The organism is Pseudomonas sp. P4_B3 (assembly GCF_056402295.1).
In genome coordinates, this window is sequence record NZ_JBFUHR010000029.1 from 24758 (window position 1) to 50827 (window position 26070).

A 26070-nucleotide genomic window follows, 5' to 3' on the forward strand; every position below is an offset into this window, starting at 1 on the left:
CGCGGCCCGATACCTCAAACAATAGAGCGGGACCGATTGCTTGATTAGTCGATACAATTGGCTTGCACTCGTCCACCAATACCAGGAATGACCGGCCATGCTCGACCTCAATGACATCGCGATGTTTGTGCAGGTAGTCCGCTGCGGCAGCTTTGCCGAGGCGGCACGACGCCTGGGCATGCCGCCCAATACCGTGAGTCGCCGCATCCAGCAGCTTGAAGCACACCTCGGCACTCGGCTGCTGCAACGCTCCACTCGCAAGCTCACACTCACCAGTGCAGGCCAGGACTTCCATGAGCGTTGTGCAGGCGCTGTCGACGGCTTGCTCGATGCCGGACAGGAGTTGATAACGGGTAGTAACGAGCCCAATGGCCTGGTGCGTGTGGCGGCTCCAGCCGACTTCTTCGACTTCTTCCAGATGGACTGGGTGACCGGGTTTCTCGCCGCGTATCCACGCGTGAGGCTCGACTTCATACTCAGCGATGCGAAGGCCGACTTGATCGCAGAGCAGATCGATGTCGCGTTTCGCGGCGGCGCCTTGCGCGATTCCGGTTTTGTCGGGCGTCAGATCCTTGACCCGCGCAGCGTCGGAATGGTCGCAAGCCCCGCCTACATTGCCGCGCACGGCTCACCCCGCACGCTGCAGGACCTGGTAAATCACGATTGTGTGATCTCGGCGCAACCCGGCGGCCACGCCACATGGCGCTTGATCGGCCCGCAGGGTGAGGAGGAAGTGCAGGTCAGTGGGCGCTTCAGTGGCAATACCGCACAGGCATTGCGCAGGGCCGCCGTGGCCGGCCTCGGCATCGCGCTACTGCCACCGGTGATGGCCAGGCTCGATGTTCAGGCCGGCGTGCTCGTCCCGGTGCTGGCGCAATACCAACCCAAAGGCTATGGCCTGAACGTGCTGTATCCAAGCCGACGACAGTTGCCGCTTGCGGTATCGGCCTTCATCGACCTGGTGATCGAGAAGTTGAATGCCTCGGACGCACCAGAGGTGCACCCGTAGCGAGCGGCAGTCGATGCCCATGGATCTATTCCGCTGGTGGCCCTAGACTTCGTAGTCCCCGCCCTCCTCGCCGATTGTTAACGGGTTTCATGACTGAGCATGCCAAGTACCATCACGTATCCGACGTACCAGGCTTGGTGCTGGGGTCCGCTCGCTTTGTGGACACCGGTTTCGATCGCCATTACCACCTCGATTTCCACGTTGGTTTGGTCACCGAAGGCATCCAGCGTCATCGATCCAAAGGCGAGTCGTATCTTTTAGGTCCGGGAAGGATTGCCCTGATGCCGCCGGGTGAAATCCACGATGGTGTGCCCGAGGGCGGCGACGCTTATACGCTCAAGACATTCCGTCTGTCCCAGGCGCTGGTCGCGAGTCTGACCGAGGAGATCAGCGGTCAACCGAGAGAGCTTGAATTGACCGGTGTGTTGCTGGAAGACGCAGGGCTTGCCGGTAACCTGCGCGGGTTGCATGACGCGATGCAGCAGGCCGTTGGGCCAGGTAGTCTGGCGGTACAGACGCAATGGATCACCCTCCTTGAACACCTGTTGAGCCAGTCACGGGCGACCAGGCCCGAAACGATTACGGGCACACTATCTCCCCTGCAATGGTCTCGCGTCAGGGACTATTGTTTCAGCCACATCGATCAGCGAATCACCCTCGATGATCTCGCTGGCCTGTGCGGGTTGGGCCGGTTCCCGTTCCTTAAACAGTTCAAGCGGACCATTGGCATGACGCCGCACGCATGGCTGCTTCGCCTGCGTCTTGAACGGGCTTGTGGCCTGCTATCGCGCAGCGGGCAACCGATCATCGAGGTCGCCCACGCTGTCGGCTTTTACGATCAAAGCCATTTCAACCGCGCCTTTCGACAGGCATTTGGCGTCGCACCCTCGCGCTACAGGACATAGGGCGTCGGCCATCAGGCGACCGTCAATTTTTTACAAGCGCGACAACCTTCCCTCTCCATAGGATGCGCCAATACGGGCGAAACACCTTCGCCTGCGCAGCCGAGAACTGGATGATGAACGGTGAAACAAACAGACCGCCCGCGCTGGGGTTTTCAAGTGACAACATCGCTGGCGCATCGCCGGAGGTGGCACAAGCCATCGTGAAACACAGCACGGGCCAGGCGAGCCCCTATGGAACAGACGCGTTGACGGCGCAGGTCCAGCGCAAGTTCTGCGAGATCTTCGAGCGTGACGTGGAGGTCTTTCTGGTGCCCACCGGCACCGCCGCCAACGGCTTGTGCCTGAGCACCATGACGCCGCCCTGGGGCAACATCTATTGCCACCCGGCCAGTCATATCAACAACGATGAATGCGGCGCGCCGGAGTTCTTTTCCAACGGTGCGAAGCTGATGACCGTCGACGGCCCGGCGGCCAAGCTGGACATCGTCCGACTGCGCGAGCGGACTCGCGAAAAAGTCGGCGATGTACACACGACCCAGCCCGCCTGCGTCAGCATCACTCAGGCCACCGAAGTCGGCAGCATCTACACCCTGGACGAAATCGCAGCCATCGGTGACGTCTGCAAGTCATCTTCCCTTGGAATGCATATGGATGGCTCGCGATTTGCCAACGCCCTGGTGTCGCTTGGTTGCTCCCCGGCCGAGATGACGTGGAAGGCAGGCGTGGATGCCCTGTCGTTTGGAGCCACGAAGAATGGTGCACTGGCGGCGGAAGCCATCGTCCTGTTCAACACCTCGCTCGCAGCCGAAATGAATTACCGGCGCAAGCGCGCAGGCCATCTCTTTTCCAAGATGCGTTTCCTTTCGGCGCAAATCGACGCGTACCTGACCGACGACCTCTGGCTGCGCAATGCACGCCAGGCCAACGCTGCGGCCCAGCGCCTGGCGCAGGGACTTGCCGGCCTGAGCGGCGTTGAAATGCTCGGTGGCACTGAGGCGAACATCCTGTTCTGTCGCCTGGACTCGGCGATCATCGAAGCACTGCTCAAGGCCGGGTTCGGCTTCTACCATGATCGCTGGGGACCCAACATCGTTCGCTTTGTCACCTCGTTCGCCACCACTGCCGAGGATGTCGATCACCTATTGAATCAGGTGCGGCGAGCGCTTGATCGTGTACACGAGTAACGGGCAGCAAAGCTACGCATTTCCCAGACGTAAAACTTCAGGTTCTTCACGCAATCCCGGGAAGAACCAAAAAAACGTGGGCACGCTCCCTTGTAGGAGCTGCGGTGCGGCGATGGTCGATAACGATAACGCGTGTGGACCGGATAAACGCGGCGTACTTGAGTCCATCGCCGGCAAGCCGGCTCCTACAGTTCCCCGGGAAGTCACTTCATTTTCGACCAGGACGCGGTCTGTTGTAGGAGCTGGCTTGCCAGCGAAGGTCGTTAACGATAACGCGAGTAAACTGGATAAACGCGGTGCACTTGAGTCCATCGCCGGCAAGCCGGCTCCTACAGCTCCCCGGGAAGTCACTTCATTTTCGACCAGGACGCGGTTTGTTGTAGGAGCTGGCTTGCCAGCGAAGGTCGTTAACGATAACGCGTATTTTCTGTCTAAACGCGGCGGTCTTGAGTCCATCGCGAGCAAGCTCGCTCCTACAGTTTCCCGGAATTCCGTGAAGAACCAAACTTCAGGACTGCCGTATTTGTACAAACATATGGCATTCATGGAGGTCTCGACTTTTGAAAAGGAAGGGAGAAAAGCATTGCGCTGCGAGGGACCAGCCTTCGCAGCGCGGGGGGATCAACGACGGCGCGCGTCGAGGCTGAAGCGACCGGCACCAAAGGCCACGACCTGCAGCAGGCCACCGGCCATCGCGATGTTCTTGAAGAAGTGGATGAACTGGTTCTGATCGCCCAGTGCGTTATGGAACGCCAGTGCGGTAAACACGCTGAACACTGCCAGGACGGCGGCAACGGTGCGGGTGCGATAACCGGCGATCAATGCCAGGCCACCGCCGATCTCGACAATGATCGCCAGCGCCAATGCCAATTGTGGAAGCGGAAGCCCGACCGAGCTGATGTAACCGACCATCATGGCCGGAGCTGCCAGTTTCGAAAAACCGGAAAGGATGAAGATTGCGCTGAGCAGTACGCGGCCGATCAACGAGGCCGAGGCCTGGGTCACGTCGGAACGGCTCTGTTCAGGGGCGGTTGTTTGAGCGATGTTTGCCGAAGTCGTCATGGGGTATTTCCTTGAATTGGGTGCGATTCGACAAGAACCGCCCGGGTGAGGAAATATTGCTCTTCGTCAGCTAATCTGAATAGCCGACTAATTTAGATCATTAGATTCGATAAATTAGAAAAGCAGACCTACGTAACCGGCAAAGGAGTTCAATCGTGCAACTTGCCAAGCGACGTCTGATTCAAGGAAACAGACATGATCTCTGACCCGGGCACACCGACACTGGACCAACTGCGCGTGTTCCTGACGGTCGTGGAAGTCGGCAGTTTTGCGGCGGCCGCCAGAAAACTGCACCGCGCCACTTCGGTCATCAGCTACTCGATCGCCAACCTTGAAATGCAGCTCGGTGTGTCGCTATTCGACCGCCAGACAACCCGCAAACCCCAGCTCACCGATGCCGGTCGCACCGTGTTGGCCGAAGCCAGGACCATTGCCAACGGCATCCATGGACTACGCGCCAAGGTCAAAGGCTTGCTTCAGGGGCTCGAAGCCGAAGTCCACGTGGTGCTCGATGTCATGCTGCCCCCCGAGCGCGTGGTGGATGCACTCAAATCCTTTCGCGAAGAGTTCCCTACGGTTGCCCTGCACTTGCATATGGAAGCGCTCGGCGCCGTCACCGCCCTGGTGATCAACGGTGGCGCAATCATCGGCGTCAGTGGCCCGATGAACGAGGGCATCGACGGTATCGAAAGAATTGGCGTCGGCAGCGTCGAGTTGATTCCGGTGGCGGCGCCGAATCATCCACTGGCATCAAGCGACAGCAATGTTCCGGGCGCCGGGCGAGAGTTCACGCAACTGGTGCTGTCCGACCGCTCGCTGCTGACCAAGGACAAGGATTTCGCCGTCCTCAGTAACCRCACCTGGCGCCTGGCGGACCTGGGCGCCAAGCACATGCTGCTGCGTGAAGGTATTGGCTGGGGGAACATGCCTCGTCCGATGGTCGAGGAAGACCTGCAGGCCGGTCGGCTGGTACGTCTGAACTTGCCGGAATACCAGAGCGGGATTTATGCCTTTGACGTCATTTACCGCACGGATCTGCCACCGGGACCGGCCGCGAGATGGCTGATTGAGCGATTCATTCGACAAAGCTCAGCGCAGGAGGCATCCGCTTGAGGGTGTCACTTGTCGATTCACGACTCGTCGGCGACCACTCTCACTCTGTGGCAGTCAGACGGCCCAAGTTTTTGACCGCTCGAGGAGCGAACTTCAATCGGCATCAGGGACTGGCCGAACGCATTGTCCAACAACACAGAACGCGTCTCTTCCCGCGTGAACAGGAAGCGCTCGCCCCACTGCCTCATGCTGACCACAACCGGAAAGATCTCCCGTCCTTTCTCCGTCAGGACGTACTCCTTGTAGGCACTGCCATCCGAAGCAGGTTGAACGTCGAATACACCGACCTCAACCAGGGTTTTCAGGCGCGATGCCAGGATGTTTTTGGCCACCCCCAGGCTTTTCTGGAATTCGCTGAATCGGCGAATGCCGTCAAACGCATCGCGAATGATCATGAGCGACCATCGATCCCCAATGGCTTCCAGTGTTCGTGCTACCGGACATTCGCTGCTGTGCGATGAAGCGTCTTCGACCATCGTGTTTACCTTTTGGATAAGGACTGCCAAGCCTGTCGTTCAATCTTGAGCAATGTGGTTGCAATTTGAAACCTGATCCAGCAACAATGGAATCCGGTTTTTAATTGAAACCAGCTTAACGCCACGGAGGCTCATGTGACAGCAGATGCCGACTCAGCCACCCAGCCTTTCGTCACGCAGGCTTCGGGGCTTTCTCCGTCACTCACGTTTTTATTTTCGGTCACCTGCGCGCTGGCAGTCGCCAACGTTTATTTCGCACAACCCTTACTCGACTCAATGGCTCAGAGCCTGGGTGTGGCCTCATCCATGATCGGCTTTGTAGTGACGGCTACCCAGGTCGGTTACGCGCTGGGGTTGCTGTTCATCGTCCCGCTGGGTGACTTGTTAAACCGTAAAGGGCTGATTCTGACTCAAGTGCTGCTGTCTGCGATTGCGCTGGCGGGGATCGGCGCAGCACAGCAATGGTTAACCCTGTTGGGGGCCATGATCGTTGTGGGTTTGCTGGCAGTGATGGTTCAAGTGCTGGTGGCCTATGCCGCCGTGCTGGCAACGCCGTCACAACGTGGCCAGGCCGTGGGAACCGTCACCAGTGGCATTGTCCTGGGCATACTTCTGGCGCGATTCACCTCCGGGCTGATCGCCGATCTGGCGGGCTGGCGCGCCGTGTATTTCGTTTCCTCGGGATTGATGCTGACCCTCGCGGCAGTGTTCTGGAAAGTCTTGCCTTGCGCAGTGACGCCACGCAGTCGATACACCTACCCGGCACTCATCCGGTCGCTCTTCACGCTGTTCATGACCGAACCGGTCTTGCGCATCAGGGGCCTGCTGGCCTTGCTGATCTTTGCCGCTTTTTCCGTGCTCTGGACATCCATGGTGCTGCCGTTGAGCGCCCCACCGTTGTCGCTTTCACACACGGTCATCGGCCTGTTTGGCCTGGCTGGCGTCGCCGGTGCCCTGGCTGCCAGAAGATCCGGTCGCTGGGCCGATCAAGGTATGGGGCAACGCGTTACGGGCATTTCGCTGGCGATCCTGACGCTGTCCTGGTTGCCCATCGCCTTTGCACAGTCGTCACTGATCGCCCTGGTTTGCGGGGTGCTTTTGCTCGACTTCGCGGTGCAAGCCGTACACGTCACCAACCAGAGCCTGATTTTCGCGGCACGACCCGACGCGCAAAGTCGCATGGTCGGTGCCTACATGTGCTTTTACTCGGTGGGCAGTGCACTGGGCGCTGCCGCTGCGACGCAGGTTTATGCGCTATGGGGCTGGATAGCCGTCAGCCTGCTGGGCGCCTCGATCAGCGCGACAGCCCTGGTGCTGTGGTTTTTTACGTTGCAATTGTCAACGATCCATCAAGGAAGATCCGTATGAAAACCCGACACCTATTGCTCGCCATTTCGATGACGGCCATATGGGGCGTGAATTTCTCGGCGATCAAACTGGGACTCGCCACTGTCGACCCGCTCAAGCTTTCGCCATTAGCTCACACGATTTGGATGACGGTCAGCTATGTGGCGGTTGCAGCGCTTCTCGTCAGGCAGAAATCGGCCGATTCTGTTGAAAAAGTCGCTCTGCCCAAACTGCCTGATCATTGACGGGTGATGACGCCTTTTTTGCACGCTGCTACGTGAAATCCGAGTCCGGTAGCCTCTGCCAAAAGTAAAGATTTCAACCTCGGACGCGTACTTTTCAGATACGCAAACCATGGCCGACTTTTTCAACAGAATCGACCAGAAGCGGCCATTCGCACCTGCTTTACCGTGCCGTCTAGCAGATTACTTTTCCCTCTCCAAACCAGACTGTTGCGGCCAAATCCATCCGCACTGTATCTGCTCCTGCCTATCTACTACTGGTTAGCATGACTCCTCACTCACGGACTTATGCCCTATGCCGGATACCACTGACCTTTATCTGTTCATTGTTGCCGCCTTGCTGTTGTTGATCGTTCCTGGCCCTAACATGGCCATCGTCAGCAGCCATGCTGTTGCTCATGGATGGCGCGCCGGCCTCGCCGCTGCGCTAGGAATAACCCTGGCTGACGTGCTGATGACCATCATGGTTAGCGCAGGCCTCGGTGCGTTAGTGATGAGTTGGGCGCCGGCGTTTGACTTGCTGCGCTGGGCCGGCGCTGGTTATCTGATGTGGCTGGCGTGGCAGGCATTGAAGACTCCTTCTACGGATACTCAGTCTCAAGCTACACAGGCCTCGATGAGAAAGATCTTTGCCCAAGCCACGATCAACAGCTTGTTAAACCCCAAGGCGCTGTTGTTTTTCATGGTGTTTCTGCCGCAGTTCGTCACCGCAGGTACCGGTACTGTCACCTCGCAATTGATGTTCTTGGGGTTATTGCTTGCACTTATCGCATTGATCTTTCATGCCCTACTCGGATTTTGTGCCGGACAGCTGCATATGCGCCTTCGCGAAGGCATGATCTCCAAACGCCTGGGAGCCTATAGCTTCGCTGCGGTTATGACAGCGCTGGCGGCACGTTTGCTTCTACTTAATCGACCACTTTAAAAGGAGCGAGACATATCGGCTTAACGCAATTGCCGGAATGTTGCGTTAAGCATTTTTTTCATCAATCGCCGCAAAGATGTGGCATCCCGGTATCCGACGCGTTCGGAAATGGTATCGACCGAGTATTTACTGTTTGCCAGCAGCTCCCGGGCTTTATTGGCCTGGACACTCTGGATCAGCCGCAACGGGCTGTAGCCGGTAGCCTTGTGTATGTGTCGAGACAACGTTCGCTCTGACAAGCCAAAGTCGAATGCGAGTGTACTGACGTTGATGGTCGCCGGTAGTGAGGCTTCGATATGAGCCTTCAGCTTTGCGATCAATTCATTTCCCTGAGCCATCATTGCCGGAACCATGAAGGGCGATTGCAGCTGTCGGCCGTCTATCAGTAGCGTTCGTGCAACGGCATTTGCCAATGCCGGGGAGAAATGGCTGCGTAGAAGTTGCAGCATCAGATCGCTGTGACCTGACGCTGCGCCTGCGGTAAGCAACGGGGGATCGGAGATCACCATGCGGTCGGCATCTACCTGGCACTCCGACGCCCACTGCTGGAGCATGGGCGCCATCCACCAGGAAGTGGTAACACAGCGCCCAGCGAGCACGTTCGCAGCCTGCAACACGAATACCGCAGAACATGATGCAGCTACGTTACCACCAGCCCGCATATGCGCCCGTAATGCCGGCACCAGCAAAGCAATGTCCGGCTGTTGCAACCGTTGCTCAATCAAGGCGACGTCCGCTATGCCGATGCCTGGGATGATCCAGCATGAGTGGTCATCAGGGCTGGTAACCAGGGGCTGAACAAAAGTGTGCATGCCTTGGCCGAGGGGAACGCGATCCGTTCAGTGCTGGCTCAATAACGACTCCATTTCATTGAGCGTTAACCTGTATGCCAAATATCCTGATCAAAGTGCCTCAAGGTTCTTTTACTTGCGAACAACGGGCACTGCTTAGCCAAGCGATTACGAAAGTGGCCGTCGAGGTTGAGCAAATCGGCAGCGATCCACGTCAACGGAGCCTGTGCTGGACGCTCATTGAAGAAGTGGCTTCCGGTTCCTGGACATGTGGTGGCGTGGATGTCAGCGCTCAAGCCATTCCTTGCATCATCCAGGTCAAAGTCCCCAGCGGTGTACTGAGCGAGGCCATGCGAGGCGACTATGTACAGCGTTTGCATCAAGCGGTAAGCCGGTCGAAAGAAGCGAACGACCAAAGAATCGTCATGACGTCGATCATCCTTGATGAAGTCAACGACGGCTTATGGGGAGCCAACGGAGCAATCTGGTATTTGGCCGATTTCACTCAGGCGGCCGGGTACCGACATCTGCAGGGACTGACGGGGAAGTAAGGCAGCAAAGATCCATTGGCTTGTACGGCATGCAGAGCGCTAGCTCGAGTGGCAGCGTGGGGCACTTTCTGACGGTCGTCGTGACAGGCAGCACAGCCAAAAGCGGTCACTCGTGAATGCTCGAAGATGCGAATCTAATCAGTGGCGAGTAAACCGCTCGCCACTGAACGGAATGGCTACTCCGTAATTTCAACCTTATCCAACACCCGATTCACCGATACTTTCCGGTAAAGGGCTTCCCCCATGATGCGCCGTTTAATCTTCCTTGAAGCGCTTACTGGGTAGGTTCGTACAGAGTTTCACAGTCCCCGGCCTTCCTGTTACCGGAGTTACAAGCCCGACTCCCCTTACGCCGCCTGCCGCCGCATGGTCAGAATGGCAGCACCGAAACCGATGAATGTCGACCCCACCACCCGGCTAACCCAACGGGACAGCGCAGGCCGGGTCAGCACACCCTTGGCCCGCGAGGCGAGCGCGGCATAGAGGCTCAGGGACGACACCGACAATGCCATGAAGATCGAGGTGAGGATCAGAAATTGCGGCAGCAATGCCGTGCTCTGATCGATGAACTGCGGAAACAGCGCGGTGAAGAACATCGTCGCCTTGGGGTTGGTCACCGCCGTCAGGAAGGCCGATTTGTACAGCTTGGAGCGAGTCGGCCGGCTTTTCTTCAAGTTATCCTGAATCCCGTCCGGGAGCATCGGGCCCTTTTTGAACAATTGTCTGATGCCCAGGTAGAACAAATAACCGGCACCGATGAATTTCACCGCGTTGAACAACCATTCGGAACTGGCGAGCAGCGCCCCCAGCCCCAGCATGGCAGCGGACGACAGGCAGAACAGGCCACTGGCGTTGCCGAGCGATGACCATATGGCGCTGCGCTGCCCATGGGCCAGGCTATTGTTGATCGCCATCAAGGTCGCAGGCCCTGGGCTGGCGATAGCAATCGCGGCGACCAAGGTAAAAGTCAGAATCGAGTGAGAATCCATTTTCAAAGCTCGTGGTGGTGAGGGCTGGCATATTACAGGAGCGAGCGGGACAACGAGTTAAGTGGTGCTCGGTTTCCCAGGCGGCAATTGGATTGAAAGCGCTCCTTGCCCACCGACAGCTATTGTGGATTCAGCCCCTTCGTAACAGGCAGTAATCGGCCAATGCCCGCTAGAATCAGCGGCGTGAAGTGTGTGTTGGGCGACATCGGGCGTGGATTCGGCGCCGACGCAAATCTCGCTTTGACGTCCCAGGAATAGAAAAACCACGAAGGCAGTGAACAGCGTGAACATCGCCAGCAGTTGCAACAAGGTGTTGAATCCTGCGGTATAGGCCAAGCGCAGCATCGTCAACGGGATTTGGCTGGCGTCGGTGCTCGCGTGCTGGATATCACCCATCACCAGGCGTTGCGCGATAGTTGAATAGTCAACAGCGGACAGTTTGACCGAGTCACTGATGCTCAGATGGTGTGCGACCAGGGCCGTCAGCATCGCAACAGTGATTGCCAGGGCTACACCTTCGCTCGCCACCCGCGTCGTATTGAAAATACCGGTGGCCATCCCCGCCCGTTCATTGGGGATCACGCTGAACGACAAACCATCCATCAAACCCCAGGGCAGGCCTGTACCGATACCGCTCACCAGCATGGCCGCGATGATCTGCGCATGCGTGCCGACCGGGATCGTACTCAGCCAGTAGAGCCCGGCCGCTGCGATCACGAAGCCGATTGCGCAGAGTACGCCCGCCGACAACCAGCGAGTTAGCGACGCGGCAATGATCGGGACAATCAGCATCGGGGCAGAGAGTGCCAACATCATCAGCCCCGCTTCAAAGGCACTGGCCCCTTCTACGCCGATAAACCGAAACGGCAGCAATACGATCAAGACGATGTAGCAATAGCAGGTACCGATCGGCAGGATCTGTACACCGACAAAGCGCGGAAACAGAAATAGCCCCAGTTCCAGCATCGGATGTTTTGCCCGATTCTCAACAATGATAAACAGCAGCAAAAAGACCGCCGACGTTCCAAGCAGTACATGGATGACCGGCGAGCCCCAGCCTTGCTCAGGTGCCAGGATCACCGCCGTGGTAAACATGATCAGCAGGCCGGAAAACGTCAGCACGCCGGGCGTATCCAGACGCTGTGCTTGCGGGTCGCGGCTTTCGCGCATTTTCGGCAGGGCAAATATCAAGGAAAGGATGGCGAGCAGGGCCGTGAAAAGGAAAATTGCGCGCCAACCCAAGTACTCGATCAGCAACCCCGATAACAACGGACCGAAGGCCAGGCCAACCCCGAAAGTGGTGCCCAGAAGGCTGAAAGCACGAGTTCTGGCATGCCCATCAAATTCCTGCGCCAGTGCCGCCGAACCGCTGGCCAGGGCTGCCGCCGCGGCAATGCCTTGCACGCCACGCAACAGGTCCAGCCAGAAAATATCGGGAACCGCCGCCAACAGGATCGACACCAGTGCAAACAATGCCATCCCGCACATGAACAGTCGCTTGCGTCCGTAGAGGTCAGCGAGGGTGCCGGCGGCCATCAGCAGGCTGCCGAAGCTAAGCATGAAGGCATTGGTGATCCAGGCCAGTTCCGTTGGATGGGCATCAAAGGTTTGACCAATGAACGGCGTGGCCACTGCCCCGCCGGTAAAGCTCATGGGCAATACCAGGGCGGCGAGGCAAATTGCAGCCAATATGGAGTGCCGGCCATGGGCCGGCAGCGGTTCGGTAGCTGAGTTCATTAGGTGATTCCCTGCATATCTATGAAGTATCCGTGCTGTCCAGGCCGAGGCGCGCGATCGTTCGTACACTCTAGTTAGGATACAATCGAAGATAAACGGGCTTTTATTCCACTTATAGTGAACCAAAAGGATATAATCGAGTTGTGGACAGTCTTAGTGGGGTGATCTCATTCGTAAAAACCGCCGAGGCGCTCAGTTTCATCAGCGCCGCCAGGGCGTTGGGGATTTCTGCCTCGGCCGTGGGCAAAAACGTCGCCAAACTTGAGGCTTCGCTGGATGTGCGGTTATTGCACCGCAGCACCCGCAAAGTCAGCCTGACTGCGGAGGGACAGTTGTTCTATGAACGCTGCCGTAAGATCCTTGACGATCTTCAAGATGCCCGGGCGATGCTTTCCCATGCAACACAGGAACCTCGTGGAAAGTTACGCGTCAGCTTGCCCACCATCGGTTATCGCTTTCTCTTGCCCCATATGGCGCGGTTTCGCAAAGCCTACCCGGAGATTGAGCTGGAATTGGACTTCAACGACCAATTGGTGGATGTGATCGATGAAGGCTTTGACGTAGTGATTCGCAGCGGTGGGCAGGTCGACTCCAAACTGATGGCACGCAAGCTGGGGCCTTTTAAGTTTGTCCTGTGCGCATCGCCTGACTATTTGCAGCGTAAGGGACGGCCCGTCACTATCAGTGACCTGGAGCATCACGAGTGCTTGCGTTACCGATTTGTCACGACGGGTAAAATAATGGACTGGAGTATGTCTTCGGCCCCTCAGTTCACGCAGTTACGCCTGCCAACCGCCCTGACATTGAACAACATGGAAGCCATGCTGATGGCCATGGTGGATGGGCACGGTATCGCATTTGTCCCGGACTTCCTGGTCCGCGAAGCTATCGCCCAGGGGCACCTGGAAACGGTGCTCGACGGTCACAGCGAAGATCAAGGGCAGTTCTGGGCGTTGTGGCCGTCCAGTCGCCATCTTTCACCGAAAATCCGCGTATTCGTGGACTTTGCTGCCGAGCATCTGTTTGCCATCCCTTCCGTCGACAGGCCAGCTGTAACTCGCTCATGAAGCCGGTAATCGCTAACCGTCCGTTGTGGGTCGGTTTCAGCCGGTCGTGGAAGGCAGAAATCGGCCAGAAGCGGACGTGTTGACGCTTGTTACTCTCATTGGAGGTTGTCAACCGACCACGACGCTGGGAAGCTACAGTGACGTTTACCATAAGGACATGCTGAAATGAACGCGCGAAAAATTTTAGTCACAGGTGCTGCGGGCCGAATCGGCAGCGCTTTTTGGAAAGCGCACTACGATAAATCAGATTTGCGTTTAGCCGACATGGACGTATCAACACTTCCGCAATCGGCACAACGTTTCGCTCTCGACATCAGCGTTCAAGCCAGTTGCCTTGAAGCTTGCGAAGGCATACATACAGTGATTCATCTAGCTGCTGACCCTCGCCCAGACGCCGATTTCATGACCTCCCTGCTCCCTGTGAATATTGTGGGCACCTACAACATGCTATTCGCCGCAAAGGCTCAAGGCTGCGAGCGCTTTATATTTGCGAGCAGCGCTCAGGCTATCGAAGGTTATCCAGAGGATGTCCAGATACATGAATGTATGGCACCTAAGCCAGGCAATCTATACGGGGTCAGCAAAGCGTTCGGGGAAGCGCTGGCTTCGATGTATGCAAACGATGGTCAAATGACAACAATCGCAGTCCGTATTGCAAACGTAGCTATATTTCACCAAGGGGAAAACCACAGTCACAGGGATGTAGCTGCTTTTATTAGTATCAGGGATGTTGTCGCACTACTTAGAAATTGCGTCGAGGCCGAGCTGAGCGGATTTCATGTTATCCACGGGGTCTCAGATAACAGATATAAGCGACTTTCTATCGAGAAGACCAGAAAAGTTGTGGGGTACGCCCCCCTTGATGATGGATTTGAGATTCTGGAAGGACACGCTCAACCTGACTGAGCACCAGTAACTCCTCTTCAACTGACTACGTCAAGAACGGCCAACTGATCTGGCAGGAGTTGGCCAGGAACAGGCAGTGACGTATGACCATGCAACCAGTGACGTTCCACTCAGTTTCGATAACAGCTCTCAGACCAACAAATCGACGGTCTGCAACATGCGCCGATAAGGAGATTGCGCATGCCCCATCTCCAGGTGAATGGTTTCGATCAGACACTCCAGAAACCGCTCGGCCGCCGGCCGCAGGGGCTGCCCGCTTCGGTTGATGGCGCCAACCGAGGCACTGCCGACCGGCTCGCGCAGAGGCAAGGCGCACAAGCCTTCGCGCTGTGCACATATCTCCACCAGCGGCCAGGGAAAGATGCTTAACATGTCGGTTTCACGCAGCAAGCTCAAGATGATCGAGAGCGAATGGGCGAAATGCACATGCCCCTGCGTCGAAATCGTTCCATCTTGTTGCGAGGCCAGTATCCAGTCAGCCGACGCCAGATCCTCCATGGTCCTGCTGTTCGACAACGGGTGTTGCTGACGGGCCACCACCGCACAATCAGCCGTGAACAGCGGCAGATAGGTCAGGTCGGTGCTGGAAAACCGGGTATCAAGCCGTCCGATAAACAGATCGACGCTCGCATCCCGCAGCAGCGGACACGCGACCGATGAAAGCCCCTCATACAATTCAAGTTGTACCTTTGGAAACAGCTGGCGAAAACGCACGACGGATTTTGGCATGAGCGTCATCGCCAACCAGGGTGTCACGGCAACCGACAAGCACCCCTCCAGTTCCCCCTTGCAATCAGGCAATACCTGACGGGCGCTGACCATCTGTGCCACCAGCAGACGTGCCTGAATCAACAACTTTTTGCCGAGCTCGGTAAACACAATCCCTGAGGTATTACGGATCAGCAATTGTGTGGCGGTGTCTGCCTCCAGCTTCTGGATGGCCTTGGTGACCGCTGCCGGCGAAGTGTCGAGCCTTTTTGCAGCGCCGCGGATGCTGCCCGCGTCGGCCACCGCCACGAGTGCATTGAGTTGATAGAACTTCATAGTGTCCGCCGGTGTTAACCCTGGGTTGCCTTGTTCACTTTCGATTGCCTGTCAGCTGCTGCCTTGGCCCACTACTCTCGGACCAGCACCACCTGGGCTTCGAACCTCACCAAAAGACCGTACCAGAAAAAGCCCCGGCACTTTGATGAAACGCATGATGCCGTAAGCCATCGTCGATTGTGGCCCTTGCGACAGATTGGTTTCTCCTCTTGGTCACCAAGGAAAAACACTGCCAATGACACAGTCCATCACGCTGTTAAAAGAGATTGAGCAGGAAATGCGCGAACTGCGCCACCAGATCCATGCCAACCCTGAACTCGGTTATCAGGAGGTCGAGACTAGTGAGCTGGTAGCCGAACGATTGATCAAATGGGGTTATGACGTGACGCGCGGCTTCGCCGAAACCGCGGTCATCGCCACGCTGAAAAAAGGCACCAGTTCGCGTGTGATCGGCATACGGGCTGACATGGACGCACTGCCTATTCTGGAAAAAACCGGGCTCCCCTACGCAAGCCGGATACCGGGCAAGATGCACGCGTGTGGCCATGACGGGCATACGGTCATGCTCCTCGCCGCCGCCTACGCCCTCGCCCATGGCCATCCGTTCGATGGCACCGTCCGCCTGATTTTCCAGCCGGCCGAAGAAGGTCTGGCCGGCGCCCGACGAATGATTCAGGAAGGCGTGCTGCAACAGTTCCCCTGCGATGCAGTGTTCGCTGCACACAACATGCCAGGCTACCCTGTCGGAAAACTCGGGTTCCGAGCCGGCCCCTTCATGGCCTCCGCCGACCAGGTCAATGTCACGATTCACGGAAAAGGCGGTCATGGCGCGATGCCGCATCTGAGCGTCGACCCCGTGGTGGTCTGCGCAAGCATCATCATGGCCTTGCAGACAATCGTCTCGCGTAACACTTCACCTCAGGAAATGAGCGTTATCACCGTCGGGGCCATTAACGCAGGCAAGGCGTCCAACKTGATCCCGGACAGCGCGCACATGCTGATTTCCGTCCGCTCACTGAACAACGCCGTCCGGGACCGCCTGGAGCGCCAGATAAAACACCTCATTCACGCCCAGGCGCAGGCATTCGGCGCGACCGCCGACATCGACTACAGTGCCGACTACCCGTTGCTGGTGAATGACGAAGAAATGACCCGGTTTGCCAGTCAGGTGGCCATCGACTGGCTCGGTGAGGACGAGGTGATGAACGACATCGTGCCCTTCAATGGCAGCGAGGATTTCGCCTACTTCCTGCAGCAATGCCCTGGCAGCTATCTGATCATCGGCAATGGCGACGGTGAAAAGAGCTGCATGGCTCACGACCCTCGCTACGACTTCAATGACGACATCCTGATTCGGGGCGCTGGCTATTGGGTCAAGTTGACTGAGGCCTTCTTGCCACTCAACGCTTGAGCAAAGACCTGCCAAAACGTGAAAACCAATAAAAAATGAGGTCATCATGCAACTACGCAAACTTCAATACATCACTCTGCTGTTCGGGCTGATCATCACCCCGCTATCGCAGGCAGAACCGGTGATCAGATTCGGCGTCGACCCTAGCTACCCACCTTTCGAGCAAAAGCAGCCAGATGGCTCATTGAGTGGTTTTGATATCGATCTGGGCAATGCCCTTTGTGCCGAGTTGCGGGTCAAGTGTATTTGGGTCGAGCAGACCTTCGACAGCATGATCCCGGCGTTAAAGGCGAAAAAATTTGACGCCATTCTGTCTGCATTCAGCGCCACCGAGCCACGTCGCCAGCAGGTCGATTTCAGCCACAAAATCTACACCGCGCCGTCTTCTCTCGTTGCCAGAAAAGACTCCGGATTGCTGCCGACGGCAGAATCATTGAAGGGCAAGTCGGTTGGGGTGGTTCAAGGCTCGCTGCATGAAAGCTATGCCAAGTCGCAATGGGGCCACCAAGGCGTCAATATCCTTACCTACCAAACCCAGGACCAGGTGTTTTCAGACCTCATCACCGGACGCCTGGATGCATCGTTCCAGGCCTCGGTACAAGCCGACATCGGATTACTGCAAAAGCCTCAGGGCCAGGGCTTTGCCTTCGCCGGTGAGCCCATCACCGACAAAAGCATCATTGGCGATGGCGTCGCTATCGGTATCCGAAAAAACGAGCCTGATCTCAGAGAGCAGCTGAACACGGCCATTGCCAGCATTCGCCAATCAGGCCAATACGACCAGATCGCGAAGCAGTACTTCAACTTCGATATTTACGGCGAATGAGGCAATCCCCATGAACGAAATGACGCAACGCGGTGAATCTCGTTTTGCCATCCCCGTCAGCGACGAGACTGTACGTGCCTTTCAAACCGATGGTGCAGTGTGCATCCGTAATGCGTTTACTGCGCAGCAAATCAGCGAACTAACGCTAGGCATCGAGCGCAACCTTGCCCATCCCAGCCCTCGCGCAAAAGTGGCGAGCTGCCCTACGGACCCGGGATGGTTCTTCGAGGACTTTTGTAACTGGCAAGAGAATGCACACTATCGCGACTTCATCTTCAACTCCGCCATCGCCCCCATCGCGGCCGCCCTGCTGAACAGCCAACGGGTGCGCCTGCACCATGATCACTTGCTGGTGAAAGAGCCCAATACGCGCCAACGCACACCTTGGCACCAGGACCAGCCTTACTACAACATCACGGGGTCGGACACCGTGAGTTTCTGGATTCCAGTTGACCCCGTGCCCAGGGAATCGACCCTCGAGTTCATCGCCGGCTCACACAAAGGCCCCTGGTTGATGCCTCGGTCCTTCATGGACAGCCAGGCCAAATGGTTTTCCGAGGGAACATTGGGCGAGCTACCGGATATTGAAAGCCATCGCAAGGACTTTCCCATTCTCGGATGGACGTTGTCGCCGGGGGACATGGTGTGTTTCAACATGTTGACCTTGCATGCCTCTGCTGGCGTGGGCGGGCATAACCGTCGCCGCGCGTTTTCAGTGAGGGTCATAGGCGATGACGTGCGGCATGCGCCGAGACCTTGGGCCACCTCCCCCGACTTTCCTGGGCTTAAAGATGCTCTGGCATCAGATATACCTATGGAGCACGAGCTTTTTCCGACACTCTGGCATCGAGAAAGCAGAATGTCCGAGTGATACGTCGAGATGGCGACCTTACGGCCGACCATTTTCTTCCTGGTGTACATATTCATTGCTGCGGTAACGGCCACTTAGGGTTCCGCCCTTACGGCGGGTCACTTGGAAGAGCGGAACGCCGCCCGGCCCCAAGTAACCAAGGGCTCTTGCCCCTGACGTTCGGTGCCTCGCCTAGGCTCGGCATCCCCTCGCTCCGGTCCTGCTCCGTGGGCCCGCCGCCATCGGCCATCCATGGCCGGCGGCGGCTAACCCGGCATCCATGCCGGGTTGCCCACTGCGCAGAACCTACGCTCGGCCTCTCGAGGGGGCGTGCACCGCAACAGCACCGCGAGGCGAGCTAACGCTCGACCTCGTTGTTTGGTGGTGCACGCGTTCCCCTGTAGGAGCTGCCGAAGGTTCGGGCCGCGTTCGGACGATCTTTTGATCTTGCTTTTGCGATCTGGATATTGCTGAAGATCAAGATCAAAAAGATCGCAGCCTGCAGCAGCCCCTACAGATATTTCGTTATATGTGTTCCCCGGGATTCCGTGAAGTACCCAAAAAAAGCAGATGATGGCCAGTGTAAGCCTGAGGTGTTCACCTTCACGAAAGGGCCAACACCTTTGCTCGCTGGCTGGTAGCCCCCCTCAATCCTCAGCCTGCGACAAAGGCCTGGCCACCTGCTCCAACGCTCGACGCTCCGCAGCCACCCCCCAAATCGCCTGCACCACCGCCGCCACACACATTAGTGCAGCGCCTGTCAGATAACCAATCAACAGACTGCTGCGCTGCTGGGACTGGATCAGTTGGCCAAACAACATCGGCCCGATGATGCCGCCCAAGCCGGTGCCAAAGGCGTAAAACACGGCGATGGCCAAGGCGCGGATTTCCAGTGGGAAGGTTTCCGCCACGGTCAGGTAGGCCGAGCTGGCCGCTGCCGAGGCGAAAAAAAGATCACCATCCACGCCGCGGCTTGCTGGGTGACATCCGGCCAACCCTGCTGGAAGGCATAGCCATTGAGCGCCAGCAACACCCCCGACATCGCGTAGGTGAAGCTGATCATCACGCGTCGGCCGATCACGTCGAACAGGCGCCCCAACAGCAGCGGCCCGCAGAAATTGCCCAGTGCCAAGGGCAATCCATACCAACCTACATGCTCGACAGGCATCTGGTAAAAATCGGTGAGCACCAGCGGATCGCGTTGTAAATGAAGGCCTGTGCGGTCAACAGGGTCATCCCCTCCAGCGCGCTGCGCCTGAATCTGATGAACAGGGTATGGAAGACCTCGGCCAGCGGCGTATGGTCCCGCGCGTGCAGACGCAGTGGTTTGCTGGTCACCGCCACAAGGCCACAGATGACTTTGTCAAAGGCCCGACAAGTATGCGTATCGTGGAAAAACTTCCTGTCACGCGGAGCGAGTACTCCCAAAAGGGTCGTACATGAAAATAACGAGAAAGTATGCTGCCCTTCAGTAAGTCCCTGCCCTCACCGAGCGCCTGACCTCAGCCTGTATGGCATAAGCCGGCGCCTCCACCGCATTGAAATCCTGTGTATACCGTTGGGCAAATCCCAGCACCCCCCACTCCTGATACTGCTGCACATGTTTGAGTTCGTGAGCCCAGAGCGCGATGTCCTGTTCTGCCGATTGCGCGTCCCGGAACAGGATGATGTCGATCAGCGTTACGGCACCGACATCGGGGTTTTGCAGCATGGCGGTGGCGGCGTTGAATTGGCCGTTGTCGCTGATTTTGTAGCGCGCGGTATCGAGGACGCTGGGGGCGTACCAGTGCAGTAGCTGCTCGCGGATGTGCGGTGGAATGGGTTGGATGCCGGCGTTGGCTGCTTCAGCACGCGCTTGGGTCAGCCACAGCGCCAGCCCAGGCGCCGCGATCTGGTAGATGTCATCAGGCACCACGTCTGGCAGGCAGATGCAGTCGTCCAGGCACACTTGCTTCTCGCCAGCCGGGCAGCCGTTGGTTTGGGCTGGCACTTCAAGTGTCAGGCAAAGAACAAGCAGCGCCACCAGGCGCGTGGTGATGGGCGGCATTGGGCGCTCCGGGCAGCGGACAGTGGTGAACCAATTATGGGCCAGGCTACCCGTTCGTCCCTATGCCGGTCAGGCACCCGAGTCAATCATTGACCTGCAGTTCATGCAGAAGAAGCTCCAGTGAATCCGGGGCTGCGCAATGACTTTTTTCCGAGCGTTGTTCATCCCATGGCATAGCGTCATCGGTGCAGAAATCCCCAATACACTCCATGCTCAGCCCGGCATCGAGAAGTCCAAGCGGAATCCAGAAATAGGCCGTTTCGCGAAGAATATTAGGCACGGTCGAGCCACATCGCGAGCAAAAGTCATTTCTGTACCCGCTGTTTTTGCGCCAACCCGTGATCGCCTCTTGCCCTTCATCCCATCGAAAGTCGTGAGCGTTGACCAGCGTGGCGAGATTATGGCCGACCCCGGTTTGCTTGCGGCACAGGGTGCAATGGCAGCGATAAAAAATCGTGGTTCAACCGCCAGGGAAAAGCGTACAGCCCCGCAAAGACATTGCCCTGATGCCATGAGTATCTCCCTTGAAATATGATTCATCCGTGTTTGCTCCTGCCATGAAATGTCCTCGATCCCTGGCGATCGAGCAGTGAACTCGCCAATAGCGCCTCCAACCCCATCGGCTTGGCGAAATGATAACCCTGGGCCTGTCCTGCGCCCATTTCGCGCAGCAGGTCCAGCGTCGCTTCATCCTCGACACCTTCGGCCACCACACTCAGATCAAGGGATTCGGCCATCCGCACAATCGCCCGGACGATCGCGCGACTGCGGGTACTGGTGGTCAGTTCGAGGATGAACGACTTGTCGATTTTCAATCCGCTGAAACGGTATTGATGCACATAGCTCAGGGATGAAAACCCTGCACCGAAGTCATCGAGCACCACCGACATGCCGTTGTCCGCCAGTTGCTGCATGGTTTGTCGGGCAATCGCCGGCTCGGCTACCAGCGCCCCTTCGGTCAGTTCCAGGCAGATCCGTGACGGCGAGACCCGGTGTTGCGCCAACAGTGCCAGCACCTCACTGGCGAAGTCGGGACGCGTCATGCTGTAGCTGGAGCAGTTGACGTGCACCGGCGGCCAATTGGCGTGCCCGGGCTGTGCGAGGATCGCTGCAATGCTGGCAAGCATGTACAGGTCCAGTCGACCGATCAGGCGCAAACCCTCGACATCCGGCAAGAACTCGCCCGGCGCAATCACCCGGCCGCCCGGCTGATGCCAGCGGATCAACGCTTCAAGGGCCAACAGCTCGCCGGTTTCGACGCTGACGATCGGCTGGAAATACGGCAGCAGTTCGTCAGTACGCTTGAGCGCGTTGCGCAAGGCCCCTTCTCGCTCGACCTGGTCCGAGACTTCACGGCGCACTTCCTGGTTGAACACCGCGTAGCTGTCGCGTCCGGCACTCTTGACCCGATACATCGCCGCATCGGCATCGCGCAGCAAGTCGGCGGGCTCGTGATGGAACTGACTGTCGGCGCTGACGATACCGATACTGCAGGACGAGAAAACTTCATGGCCATTGATGAAAAACGGCAGGTCGAACGCCACCAGGATCCGTTCGGCAATTTCGATCATCACGTCCAGCGACGCCTCGGGAGCCAGCACCGAAAACTCGTCGCCCCCCAGGCGCGCGAGCATGTCGGTGTCGCGCAGGCAACCACGTAAACGGTGGGCCGCCTGCATCAACAGCAGGTCGCCAAAATGGTGGCCGAGGCTGTCGTTCACCATCTTGAAGCGGTCGAGATCGATGAACATCACCGACAGGTGCCCGCCTTCGCTGCCGAACCGCGACCAGGACAGATTGAGGCGCTGTTGCAGGTAGGTGCGATTCGGTAGTCCGGTCAGCGCATCGTGGGAGTTCTCGTGCTGCAACTTGGCATTGGCGTGATCGAGCTCGCGGGTGCGGCTCTGCACCCGGGCTTCCAGCTGGAGGTTGGCGGCATGGATCGCTTCGGCGGCTGTGCGTCGCGACAACGCTGTGTCGATGTGCCGCGACACGAAGGTCAGCAGCTCCTGGTCACGCTGGGTATAGCTCACCTGCGAGGTATAGCTTTGCACCGCCAGCACGCCTCGCACCACGTCGTCTTCGAACAATGGAATGCCCAGCCAGGAGTAGGAGCGCACAGACTCATGGGCAATTTCGATTTCACCGTGCGCGGACAATCGCTCAGCCTCGCCGGCGTCAATCAGGCAGGCTCGACGCTGACGGATCACGTACTCGGTCAAGCCCCGGCGCCCTCGCCGTGCCGCCGGGCGGGTCGTCTGCCGTTCATCCACATAATAGGGAAACGTCACTTCACCGGTCGCGCCGTCGAACAGGGCAATGTAGAAGTTCTGCGCGAACAGCAGTTCACCGACGATGCCATGCAAGGTCTGGAACAACTCGGCCATGTCGCCAGGCCGGCTCGACAGTTCGGCAATCTGGAACAGCGCGCTCTGCAGATGTTCGGCGCGCTCTCGGTCTGCCACTTCCTGCCTCAAGGCGTCGTTGAGTGCCGAAAGCTCCAGGGTACGACGCATCACCGTTTCTTCCAGGTCCTCCCGGTGCAGAATCCGGTCCAGCGCCATGGCCACGTGACGGGCGACCACCAGAAACAGCGCGCGGTCTTCGGTGCTGTAGATGCGAGAAACGTCGTAGACCTGCATCGCCAGCATGCCAAACACCTCATCCGAGGCATTTTTCAACGGTGCGCCCATCCAGAACTCGGGACGATCACCCACGCAATAAAAACGGTTTTCGGCCTGAGCCGCGAGAATGCCGGCAGAGTCGATCAACAACGGCTGGCCAGAGGTCAGCACCTGACCGGTCAATGACAGGTGCGACGGGTCAAGGTATTCGTAGTTCTCGGCCTCCAGGGCATCAGCGTCGATGATGTCGACGTAATACGGGTAGTCGATCTTGCCGGTGTGCGGGTTATACAGCGCGAGATAGAAGTTCTCGGCGTCGATCAGGCTGGCCAGCAGCCGGTGTACCCCCACCAGAAACACTGAGCGGTCACGGGTCGAACTGGCCAGATAGGTAATTTCATACAGCACACGCTGAGTGATCTGCGCACGGGCCAGGGTATTGGTCTGTAGCTCAATGCCCAGGCGCTGGGCAAGTTCAGCGAGCGCCGGTTGCGCAGCATCGTCGAGTGGCGCGAGTAGCCAACCCAGCACACCTTCGCCTCTGCCGGTCGGCCAGCGGTGCAAGTTCGAGGTCAGGCAAAAGGCTTCAAACTCTTCATTCGCAATGCTTGAAGGCCACTGTACCCGTGGGTCGCCCTGGCCGACCCGATGCATCTGTTCACCGGCGCGGTAAAACACCCAGGAGCTGGTATGGGCCCCGTTGCGCGCTGAATCCAGCAATTGTCCGATCGTGTCGTCGCCGCCAGCGCAGGCCATGCCGACAGTATCCGGGTTCTCTATGGGTTCAAGTGCGGCAACTTCGCACGTGCGCGATTGCCATGGGGAGCCGGTCAATGTACGAAAACTCATCAGCGCTCCCTGAGCCCAAAACTGCCGACACTCACTTACTGATTGTTAGCAATGTGCCGTAAAGCTTCCCGTTTAAAGCTTATACCGGTTTTTTTCAATGATTTTATGCACTTTGGTGCCAGGGGCCACAAATTATCCGCGCTTGTTGTCTGACGGGGCAGCGTGTGTTGCGGATTCAACCGGACGATGCAACTCACTGGATTCTGTGTAAGTGGGAGGAGCGTGGCCATTATTCGCCTTCGAGACATGCCTTCGACTCATCCGTCCCAATATGCGAAGAAACTGTCCTGCCAAGCCAATAACATCGAACCCGGGATACCTACTATAGGAACGGCACCTCTACCTGATAGGCAGGGGACAGTTACCTATACCGGATGCACATATTGCGCACCGCCGCACAAGCACGGACTGGACACAACAATGACAAAAATCTCCGAAATCCAAGACACCCCTTCACCAGCGTCTCCCTCGGCACCGGCCATCATCCGGTCGTCGGTGCGCCAGCATTCGATCAAGGTAGAGCTTTGCACACCCGCCATCGGCGCCGAGCTCAGCAACGTTAGCCTGGTCGACGCTGCCCAGGATCCAGAATTGATCGCGCAAATCAGGGCCCTGTGGCTCAAGCACAAAGTGTTGTTCTTTCGCGACCAGAACATCACTCCAATGGAGCAACAGCACTTCGCCGCGCAATTCAGCGAACTGGAAGCCCATCCCCTGGCGCCGAGCCATCCGGAGGCGGACAAGCTGCTGATGTTGTACCGCAATCTCGATCCGAGCAAGCCCAAGAGCTATGTCGAAAAGGCCAGCCGCGAAAACCTCTGGCATGCCGATGTCACCTACAAGAGGGCGCCTCCCCGCGGAGCGGTATTGCGCTGCGAAATGGGTCCGGAGACCGGCGGCGACACCCTGTTTTCCAACATGGTGATGGCCTACGAAAATTTGCCCGAAAGCATCAAGCAACGGATCGATGGCTTGTATGCAAAGCACGGTGCCGAGCAGACCTTTGGCGCCCAGTTGCCACGCGAAGAACGTCACGCGATGGCCCTGAAGACCCCCGGCGCTGAACACCCGGTGGTGCTTATCCATCCTGAGACGGGTGAAAAGGTGTTGTTCGTCAACTCGGCGTTCACTACCCATTTCTCGAATTTCTTCAACTTCGAGGACGTACGTTACGGCCAGGACTTCATGCCCGAGGCTCATCATTTGATGAACTACCTGATCTCCCAAGCCGCCATTCCGGAATATCAGGTACGCCTGAAGTGGCGCACCAACACGGTTGCCATGTGGGACAACCTGCAAGTTCAGCACTACGCGGTAGCTGACTACGGCAATGCGCCAAGAAAAATGCTGCGCGCCACCCTCGTGGGTACCCCGCTCGTCTGATCCAAACGGTTCCCTCCGGGGAAATTCAGGACACCCGACCGACCATCTGAGTCAGTCGGGTAATCCTGGCCGCTCACAATTGTTCGATCTCAAACAAAACAATGGAGATACCTATGCTCTACGAACACGTCGACACCGCAGTCATCGATGGCGAATCGCTGCCGTGGGTGCCGTTTACCCCCTACGCGGAAAACGTCCTGCTGAAGTACTTCAAGCTCGACCCGATCCGTGGCGAATGGATCGTCATGATGAAGGCGCCGATCGACATGCAACTGCCCAAGCACCACCACACGGGTACGGTGATGGTCTACACCTTCGAAGGCCAGTGGAAGTACAAGGAGCATGACTGGGTCGCCGGCCCGGGCAGCATCGTGTACGAGACCGCCGGATCGACTCACACCCCAGAAGTCGTCAGCACCGGAAATGGCGACGGCTATGTGCTCACGCTGGTTCAGGTCAATGGCGATCTCGCGTTTCTCGATGACAACGACAACATCGTCGCGCTCGAAAACTGGAAGTCCGGGCTCAAGCGTTATCTCGACTATTGCGAGCAGCATGACATCGCGCCGAAAGACCTCACGGCATTCAACTGATCTGAGTTCCAGGAGAACTCCCGGCATCCTTCGATTCAAGGGGGAGCCGGGAAAGTAACCTGATCGCAAAAATCCAGGGGAGGAAAACAGGCTGTCCCGGTTCGCGGTCTTGACGTGGAATCTGACAGAAGGCCCTGAC

General features: G+C 57.7%; 23 protein-coding genes and 2 pseudogenes. 15 read left to right on the forward strand and 10 right to left on the reverse strand.

Annotated elements, in window-relative coordinates; translation table 11 throughout:
• Positions 1–97 precede the first annotated feature (97 nt).
• The 3 genes from AC1DWG_RS27105 (at position 98) to AC1DWG_RS27115 (ending at position 3098) form a co-directional block, all read left to right on the forward strand.
• Positions 98–1009, forward strand: coding sequence for a LysR family transcriptional regulator (locus tag AC1DWG_RS27105; RefSeq protein WP_477788589.1), 912 nt, complete (start codon positions 98–100; stop codon positions 1007–1009).
• 89 nt (positions 1010–1098) lie between these two features.
• Positions 1099–1914, forward strand: a complete 816-nt coding sequence (locus AC1DWG_RS27110; RefSeq protein ID WP_477754333.1) for an AraC family transcriptional regulator — start codon at positions 1099–1101, stop codon at positions 1912–1914.
• Between the two features lie 113 nt (positions 1915–2027).
• Positions 2028–3098 (forward strand): threonine aldolase family protein, encoded by a 1071-nt coding sequence (locus AC1DWG_RS27115; RefSeq protein ID WP_477765247.1) that lies wholly within the window; start codon positions 2028–2030, stop codon positions 3096–3098.
• Between the two features lie 621 nt (positions 3099–3719).
• Here AC1DWG_RS27115 and AC1DWG_RS27120 read toward each other — a convergent pair.
• Positions 3720–4160, reverse strand: a complete 441-nt coding sequence (locus AC1DWG_RS27120; protein ID WP_108215679.1) for a DoxX family protein — start codon at positions 4158–4160, stop codon at positions 3720–3722.
• A gap of 195 nt (positions 4161–4355) precedes the next feature.
• Between AC1DWG_RS27120 and AC1DWG_RS27125 the strand changes: the two genes are divergently transcribed.
• The gene (locus AC1DWG_RS27125) at positions 4356–5273 is read left to right on the forward strand and encodes a LysR family transcriptional regulator (protein ID WP_477788590.1); all 918 of its coding nucleotides are present in this window, start codon (positions 4356–4358) and stop codon (positions 5271–5273) included.
• A 17-nt stretch (positions 5274–5290) separates the two neighbouring features.
• Here AC1DWG_RS27125 and AC1DWG_RS27130 read toward each other — a convergent pair whose 3' ends face one another.
• On the reverse strand, positions 5291–5749 hold the full coding sequence (locus AC1DWG_RS27130; RefSeq protein WP_477788591.1) for a winged helix-turn-helix transcriptional regulator: 459 nt from the start codon (positions 5747–5749) through the stop codon (positions 5291–5293).
• A 135-nt stretch (positions 5750–5884) separates the two neighbouring features.
• Here AC1DWG_RS27130 and AC1DWG_RS27135 point away from each other — a divergent pair, with 135 nt between their 5' ends.
• The 3 genes and pseudogenes from AC1DWG_RS27135 to AC1DWG_RS27145 all read left to right on the forward strand — a co-directional run bounded on the left by AC1DWG_RS27135 (position 5885) and on the right by AC1DWG_RS27145 (position 8263).
• Positions 5885–7117: an MFS transporter gene (locus AC1DWG_RS27135; RefSeq protein ID WP_477788592.1), complete on the forward strand. Its 1233-nt coding sequence runs from the start codon at positions 5885–5887 to the stop codon at positions 7115–7117.
• Positions 7114–7239, forward strand: a pseudogene (locus tag AC1DWG_RS27140) (EamA family transporter); the annotation flags it as partial. The gene AC1DWG_RS27135 and the pseudogene AC1DWG_RS27140, both read left to right, overlap by 4 nt.
• Positions 7240–7633: 394 nt before the next feature.
• The gene (locus tag AC1DWG_RS27145; RefSeq protein ID WP_477765251.1) at positions 7634–8263 is read left to right on the forward strand and encodes a LysE family translocator; all 630 of its coding nucleotides are present in this window, start codon (positions 7634–7636) and stop codon (positions 8261–8263) included.
• A 20-nt stretch (positions 8264–8283) separates the two neighbouring features.
• Here the strand turns inward: AC1DWG_RS27145 and AC1DWG_RS27150 are convergent, their stop codons facing one another.
• A complete protein-coding gene (locus tag AC1DWG_RS27150) occupies positions 8284–9075 on the reverse strand; it encodes a GlxA family transcriptional regulator (RefSeq protein WP_477788593.1) in 792 nt (263 codons plus the stop codon).
• 74 nt (positions 9076–9149) lie between these two features.
• Here AC1DWG_RS27150 and AC1DWG_RS27155 point away from each other — a divergent pair, with 74 nt between their 5' ends.
• On the forward strand, positions 9150–9605 hold the full coding sequence (locus AC1DWG_RS27155) for a tautomerase family protein (protein WP_477788594.1): 456 nt from the start codon (positions 9150–9152) through the stop codon (positions 9603–9605).
• Positions 9606–9952: 347 nt separating this feature from the next.
• Here AC1DWG_RS27155 and AC1DWG_RS27160 read toward each other — a convergent pair whose 3' ends face one another.
• Both AC1DWG_RS27160 and AC1DWG_RS27165 read right to left on the reverse strand, forming a co-directional pair.
• Positions 9953–10594 (reverse strand): LysE family translocator, encoded by a 642-nt coding sequence (locus tag AC1DWG_RS27160; protein WP_223458943.1) that lies wholly within the window; start codon positions 10592–10594, stop codon positions 9953–9955.
• A gap of 57 nt (positions 10595–10651) precedes the next feature.
• Entirely contained in the window at positions 10652–12331 is a 1680-nt protein-coding gene (locus AC1DWG_RS27165; protein ID WP_477788610.1) for an MFS transporter, read from the reverse strand.
• 143 nt (positions 12332–12474) lie between these two features.
• Between AC1DWG_RS27165 and AC1DWG_RS27170 the strand changes: the two genes are divergently transcribed.
• On the forward strand, positions 12475–13398 hold the full coding sequence (locus tag AC1DWG_RS27170) for a LysR family transcriptional regulator (protein WP_477788595.1): 924 nt from the start codon (positions 12475–12477) through the stop codon (positions 13396–13398).
• Between the two features lie 165 nt (positions 13399–13563).
• Positions 13564–14304 (forward strand): NAD-dependent epimerase/dehydratase family protein, encoded by a 741-nt coding sequence (locus tag AC1DWG_RS27175; protein WP_477755263.1) that lies wholly within the window; start codon positions 13564–13566, stop codon positions 14302–14304.
• Between the two features lie 129 nt (positions 14305–14433).
• On the opposite strand, the gene AC1DWG_RS27180 is transcribed toward AC1DWG_RS27175, so the two are convergent.
• Entirely contained in the window at positions 14434–15348 is a 915-nt protein-coding gene (locus AC1DWG_RS27180; protein ID WP_477788596.1) for a LysR family transcriptional regulator, read from the reverse strand.
• A 235-nt stretch (positions 15349–15583) separates the two neighbouring features.
• Here AC1DWG_RS27180 and AC1DWG_RS27185 point away from each other — a divergent pair, with 235 nt between their 5' ends.
• Genes AC1DWG_RS27185 through AC1DWG_RS27195 form a run of 3 tightly spaced genes read left to right on the forward strand, consistent with a single transcriptional unit; the run spans position 15584 to position 18456 of the window.
• A complete protein-coding gene (locus AC1DWG_RS27185) occupies positions 15584–16759 on the forward strand; it encodes a M20 aminoacylase family protein (protein ID WP_477788597.1) in 1176 nt (391 codons plus the stop codon).
• 46 nt (positions 16760–16805) lie between these two features.
• Positions 16806–17585 carry an ABC transporter substrate-binding protein gene (locus tag AC1DWG_RS27190; protein ID WP_477788598.1) on the forward strand — a complete coding sequence of 260 codons (780 nt, stop codon included), beginning with the start codon at positions 16806–16808 and terminating at the stop codon, positions 17583–17585.
• 10 nt (positions 17586–17595) lie between these two features.
• Entirely contained in the window at positions 17596–18456 is an 861-nt protein-coding gene (locus tag AC1DWG_RS27195) for a phytanoyl-CoA dioxygenase family protein (RefSeq protein WP_477788599.1), read from the forward strand.
• A gap of 626 nt (positions 18457–19082) precedes the next feature.
• Here AC1DWG_RS27195 and AC1DWG_RS27200 read toward each other — a convergent pair.
• The 4 genes and pseudogenes from AC1DWG_RS27200 to AC1DWG_RS27215 all read right to left on the reverse strand — a co-directional run.
• Positions 19083–19782: pseudogene (locus AC1DWG_RS27200) on the reverse strand (MFS transporter); the annotation flags it as partial.
• 121 nt (positions 19783–19903) lie between these two features.
• On the reverse strand, positions 19904–20482 hold the full coding sequence (locus AC1DWG_RS27205; RefSeq protein WP_477765254.1) for an eCIS core domain-containing protein: 579 nt from the start codon (positions 20480–20482) through the stop codon (positions 19904–19906).
• 82 nt (positions 20483–20564) lie between these two features.
• A complete protein-coding gene (locus AC1DWG_RS27210) occupies positions 20565–20936 on the reverse strand; it encodes a GFA family protein (RefSeq protein WP_477788611.1) in 372 nt (123 codons plus the stop codon).
• 82 nt (positions 20937–21018) lie between these two features.
• Positions 21019–23955, reverse strand: a complete 2937-nt coding sequence (locus AC1DWG_RS27215) for a sensor domain-containing phosphodiesterase (RefSeq protein ID WP_477788600.1) — start codon at positions 23953–23955, stop codon at positions 21019–21021.
• A gap of 510 nt (positions 23956–24465) precedes the next feature.
• Here AC1DWG_RS27215 and AC1DWG_RS27220 point away from each other — a divergent pair.
• Both AC1DWG_RS27220 and AC1DWG_RS27225 read left to right on the forward strand, forming a co-directional pair.
• Positions 24466–25338 carry a TauD/TfdA dioxygenase family protein gene (locus AC1DWG_RS27220; RefSeq protein WP_477765274.1) on the forward strand — a complete coding sequence of 291 codons (873 nt, stop codon included), beginning with the start codon at positions 24466–24468 and terminating at the stop codon, positions 25336–25338.
• A gap of 113 nt (positions 25339–25451) precedes the next feature.
• Entirely contained in the window at positions 25452–25931 is a 480-nt protein-coding gene (locus AC1DWG_RS27225; RefSeq protein WP_477765256.1) for a 2,4'-dihydroxyacetophenone dioxygenase family protein, read from the forward strand.
• The last annotated feature ends 139 nt before the right edge of the window (positions 25932–26070 follow it).

Coding starts and splice junctions, on each gene's coding strand:
- AC1DWG_RS27205 (WP_477765254.1), bottom strand. CDS start 20,482: ATGCCGCCCATCACCACGCGCCTGGTGGCGCTGCTTGTTCTTTGCCTG.
- AC1DWG_RS27215 (WP_477788600.1), bottom strand. CDS start 23,955: ATGAGTTTTCGTACATTGACCGGCTCCCCATGGCAATCGCGCACGTGC.
- AC1DWG_RS27165 (WP_477788610.1), bottom strand. CDS start 12,331: ATGAACTCAGCTACCGAACCGCTGCCGGCCCATGGCCGGCACTCCATA.
- AC1DWG_RS27115 (WP_477765247.1), top strand. CDS start 2,028: ATGAACGGTGAAACAAACAGACCGCCCGCGCTGGGGTTTTCAAGTGAC.
- AC1DWG_RS27145 (WP_477765251.1), top strand. CDS start 7,634: ATGCCGGATACCACTGACCTTTATCTGTTCATTGTTGCCGCCTTGCTG.
- AC1DWG_RS27225 (WP_477765256.1), top strand. CDS start 25,452: ATGCTCTACGAACACGTCGACACCGCAGTCATCGATGGCGAATCGCTG.
- AC1DWG_RS27110 (WP_477754333.1), top strand. CDS start 1,099: ATGACTGAGCATGCCAAGTACCATCACGTATCCGACGTACCAGGCTTG.
- AC1DWG_RS27130 (WP_477788591.1), bottom strand. CDS start 5,749: ATGGTCGAAGACGCTTCATCGCACAGCAGCGAATGTCCGGTAGCACGA.
- AC1DWG_RS27105 (WP_477788589.1), top strand. CDS start 98: ATGCTCGACCTCAATGACATCGCGATGTTTGTGCAGGTAGTCCGCTGC.
- AC1DWG_RS27190 (WP_477788598.1), top strand. CDS start 16,806: ATGCAACTACGCAAACTTCAATACATCACTCTGCTGTTCGGGCTGATC.
- AC1DWG_RS27180 (WP_477788596.1), bottom strand. CDS start 15,348: ATGAAGTTCTATCAACTCAATGCACTCGTGGCGGTGGCCGACGCGGGC.
- AC1DWG_RS27175 (WP_477755263.1), top strand. CDS start 13,564: ATGAACGCGCGAAAAATTTTAGTCACAGGTGCTGCGGGCCGAATCGGC.
- AC1DWG_RS27195 (WP_477788599.1), top strand. CDS start 17,596: ATGAACGAAATGACGCAACGCGGTGAATCTCGTTTTGCCATCCCCGTC.
- AC1DWG_RS27120 (WP_108215679.1), bottom strand. CDS start 4,160: ATGACGACTTCGGCAAACATCGCTCAAACAACCGCCCCTGAACAGAGC.
- AC1DWG_RS27160 (WP_223458943.1), bottom strand. CDS start 10,594: ATGGATTCTCACTCGATTCTGACTTTTACCTTGGTCGCCGCGATTGCT.
- AC1DWG_RS27155 (WP_477788594.1), top strand. CDS start 9,150: ATGCCAAATATCCTGATCAAAGTGCCTCAAGGTTCTTTTACTTGCGAA.
- AC1DWG_RS27150 (WP_477788593.1), bottom strand. CDS start 9,075: ATGCACACTTTTGTTCAGCCCCTGGTTACCAGCCCTGATGACCACTCA.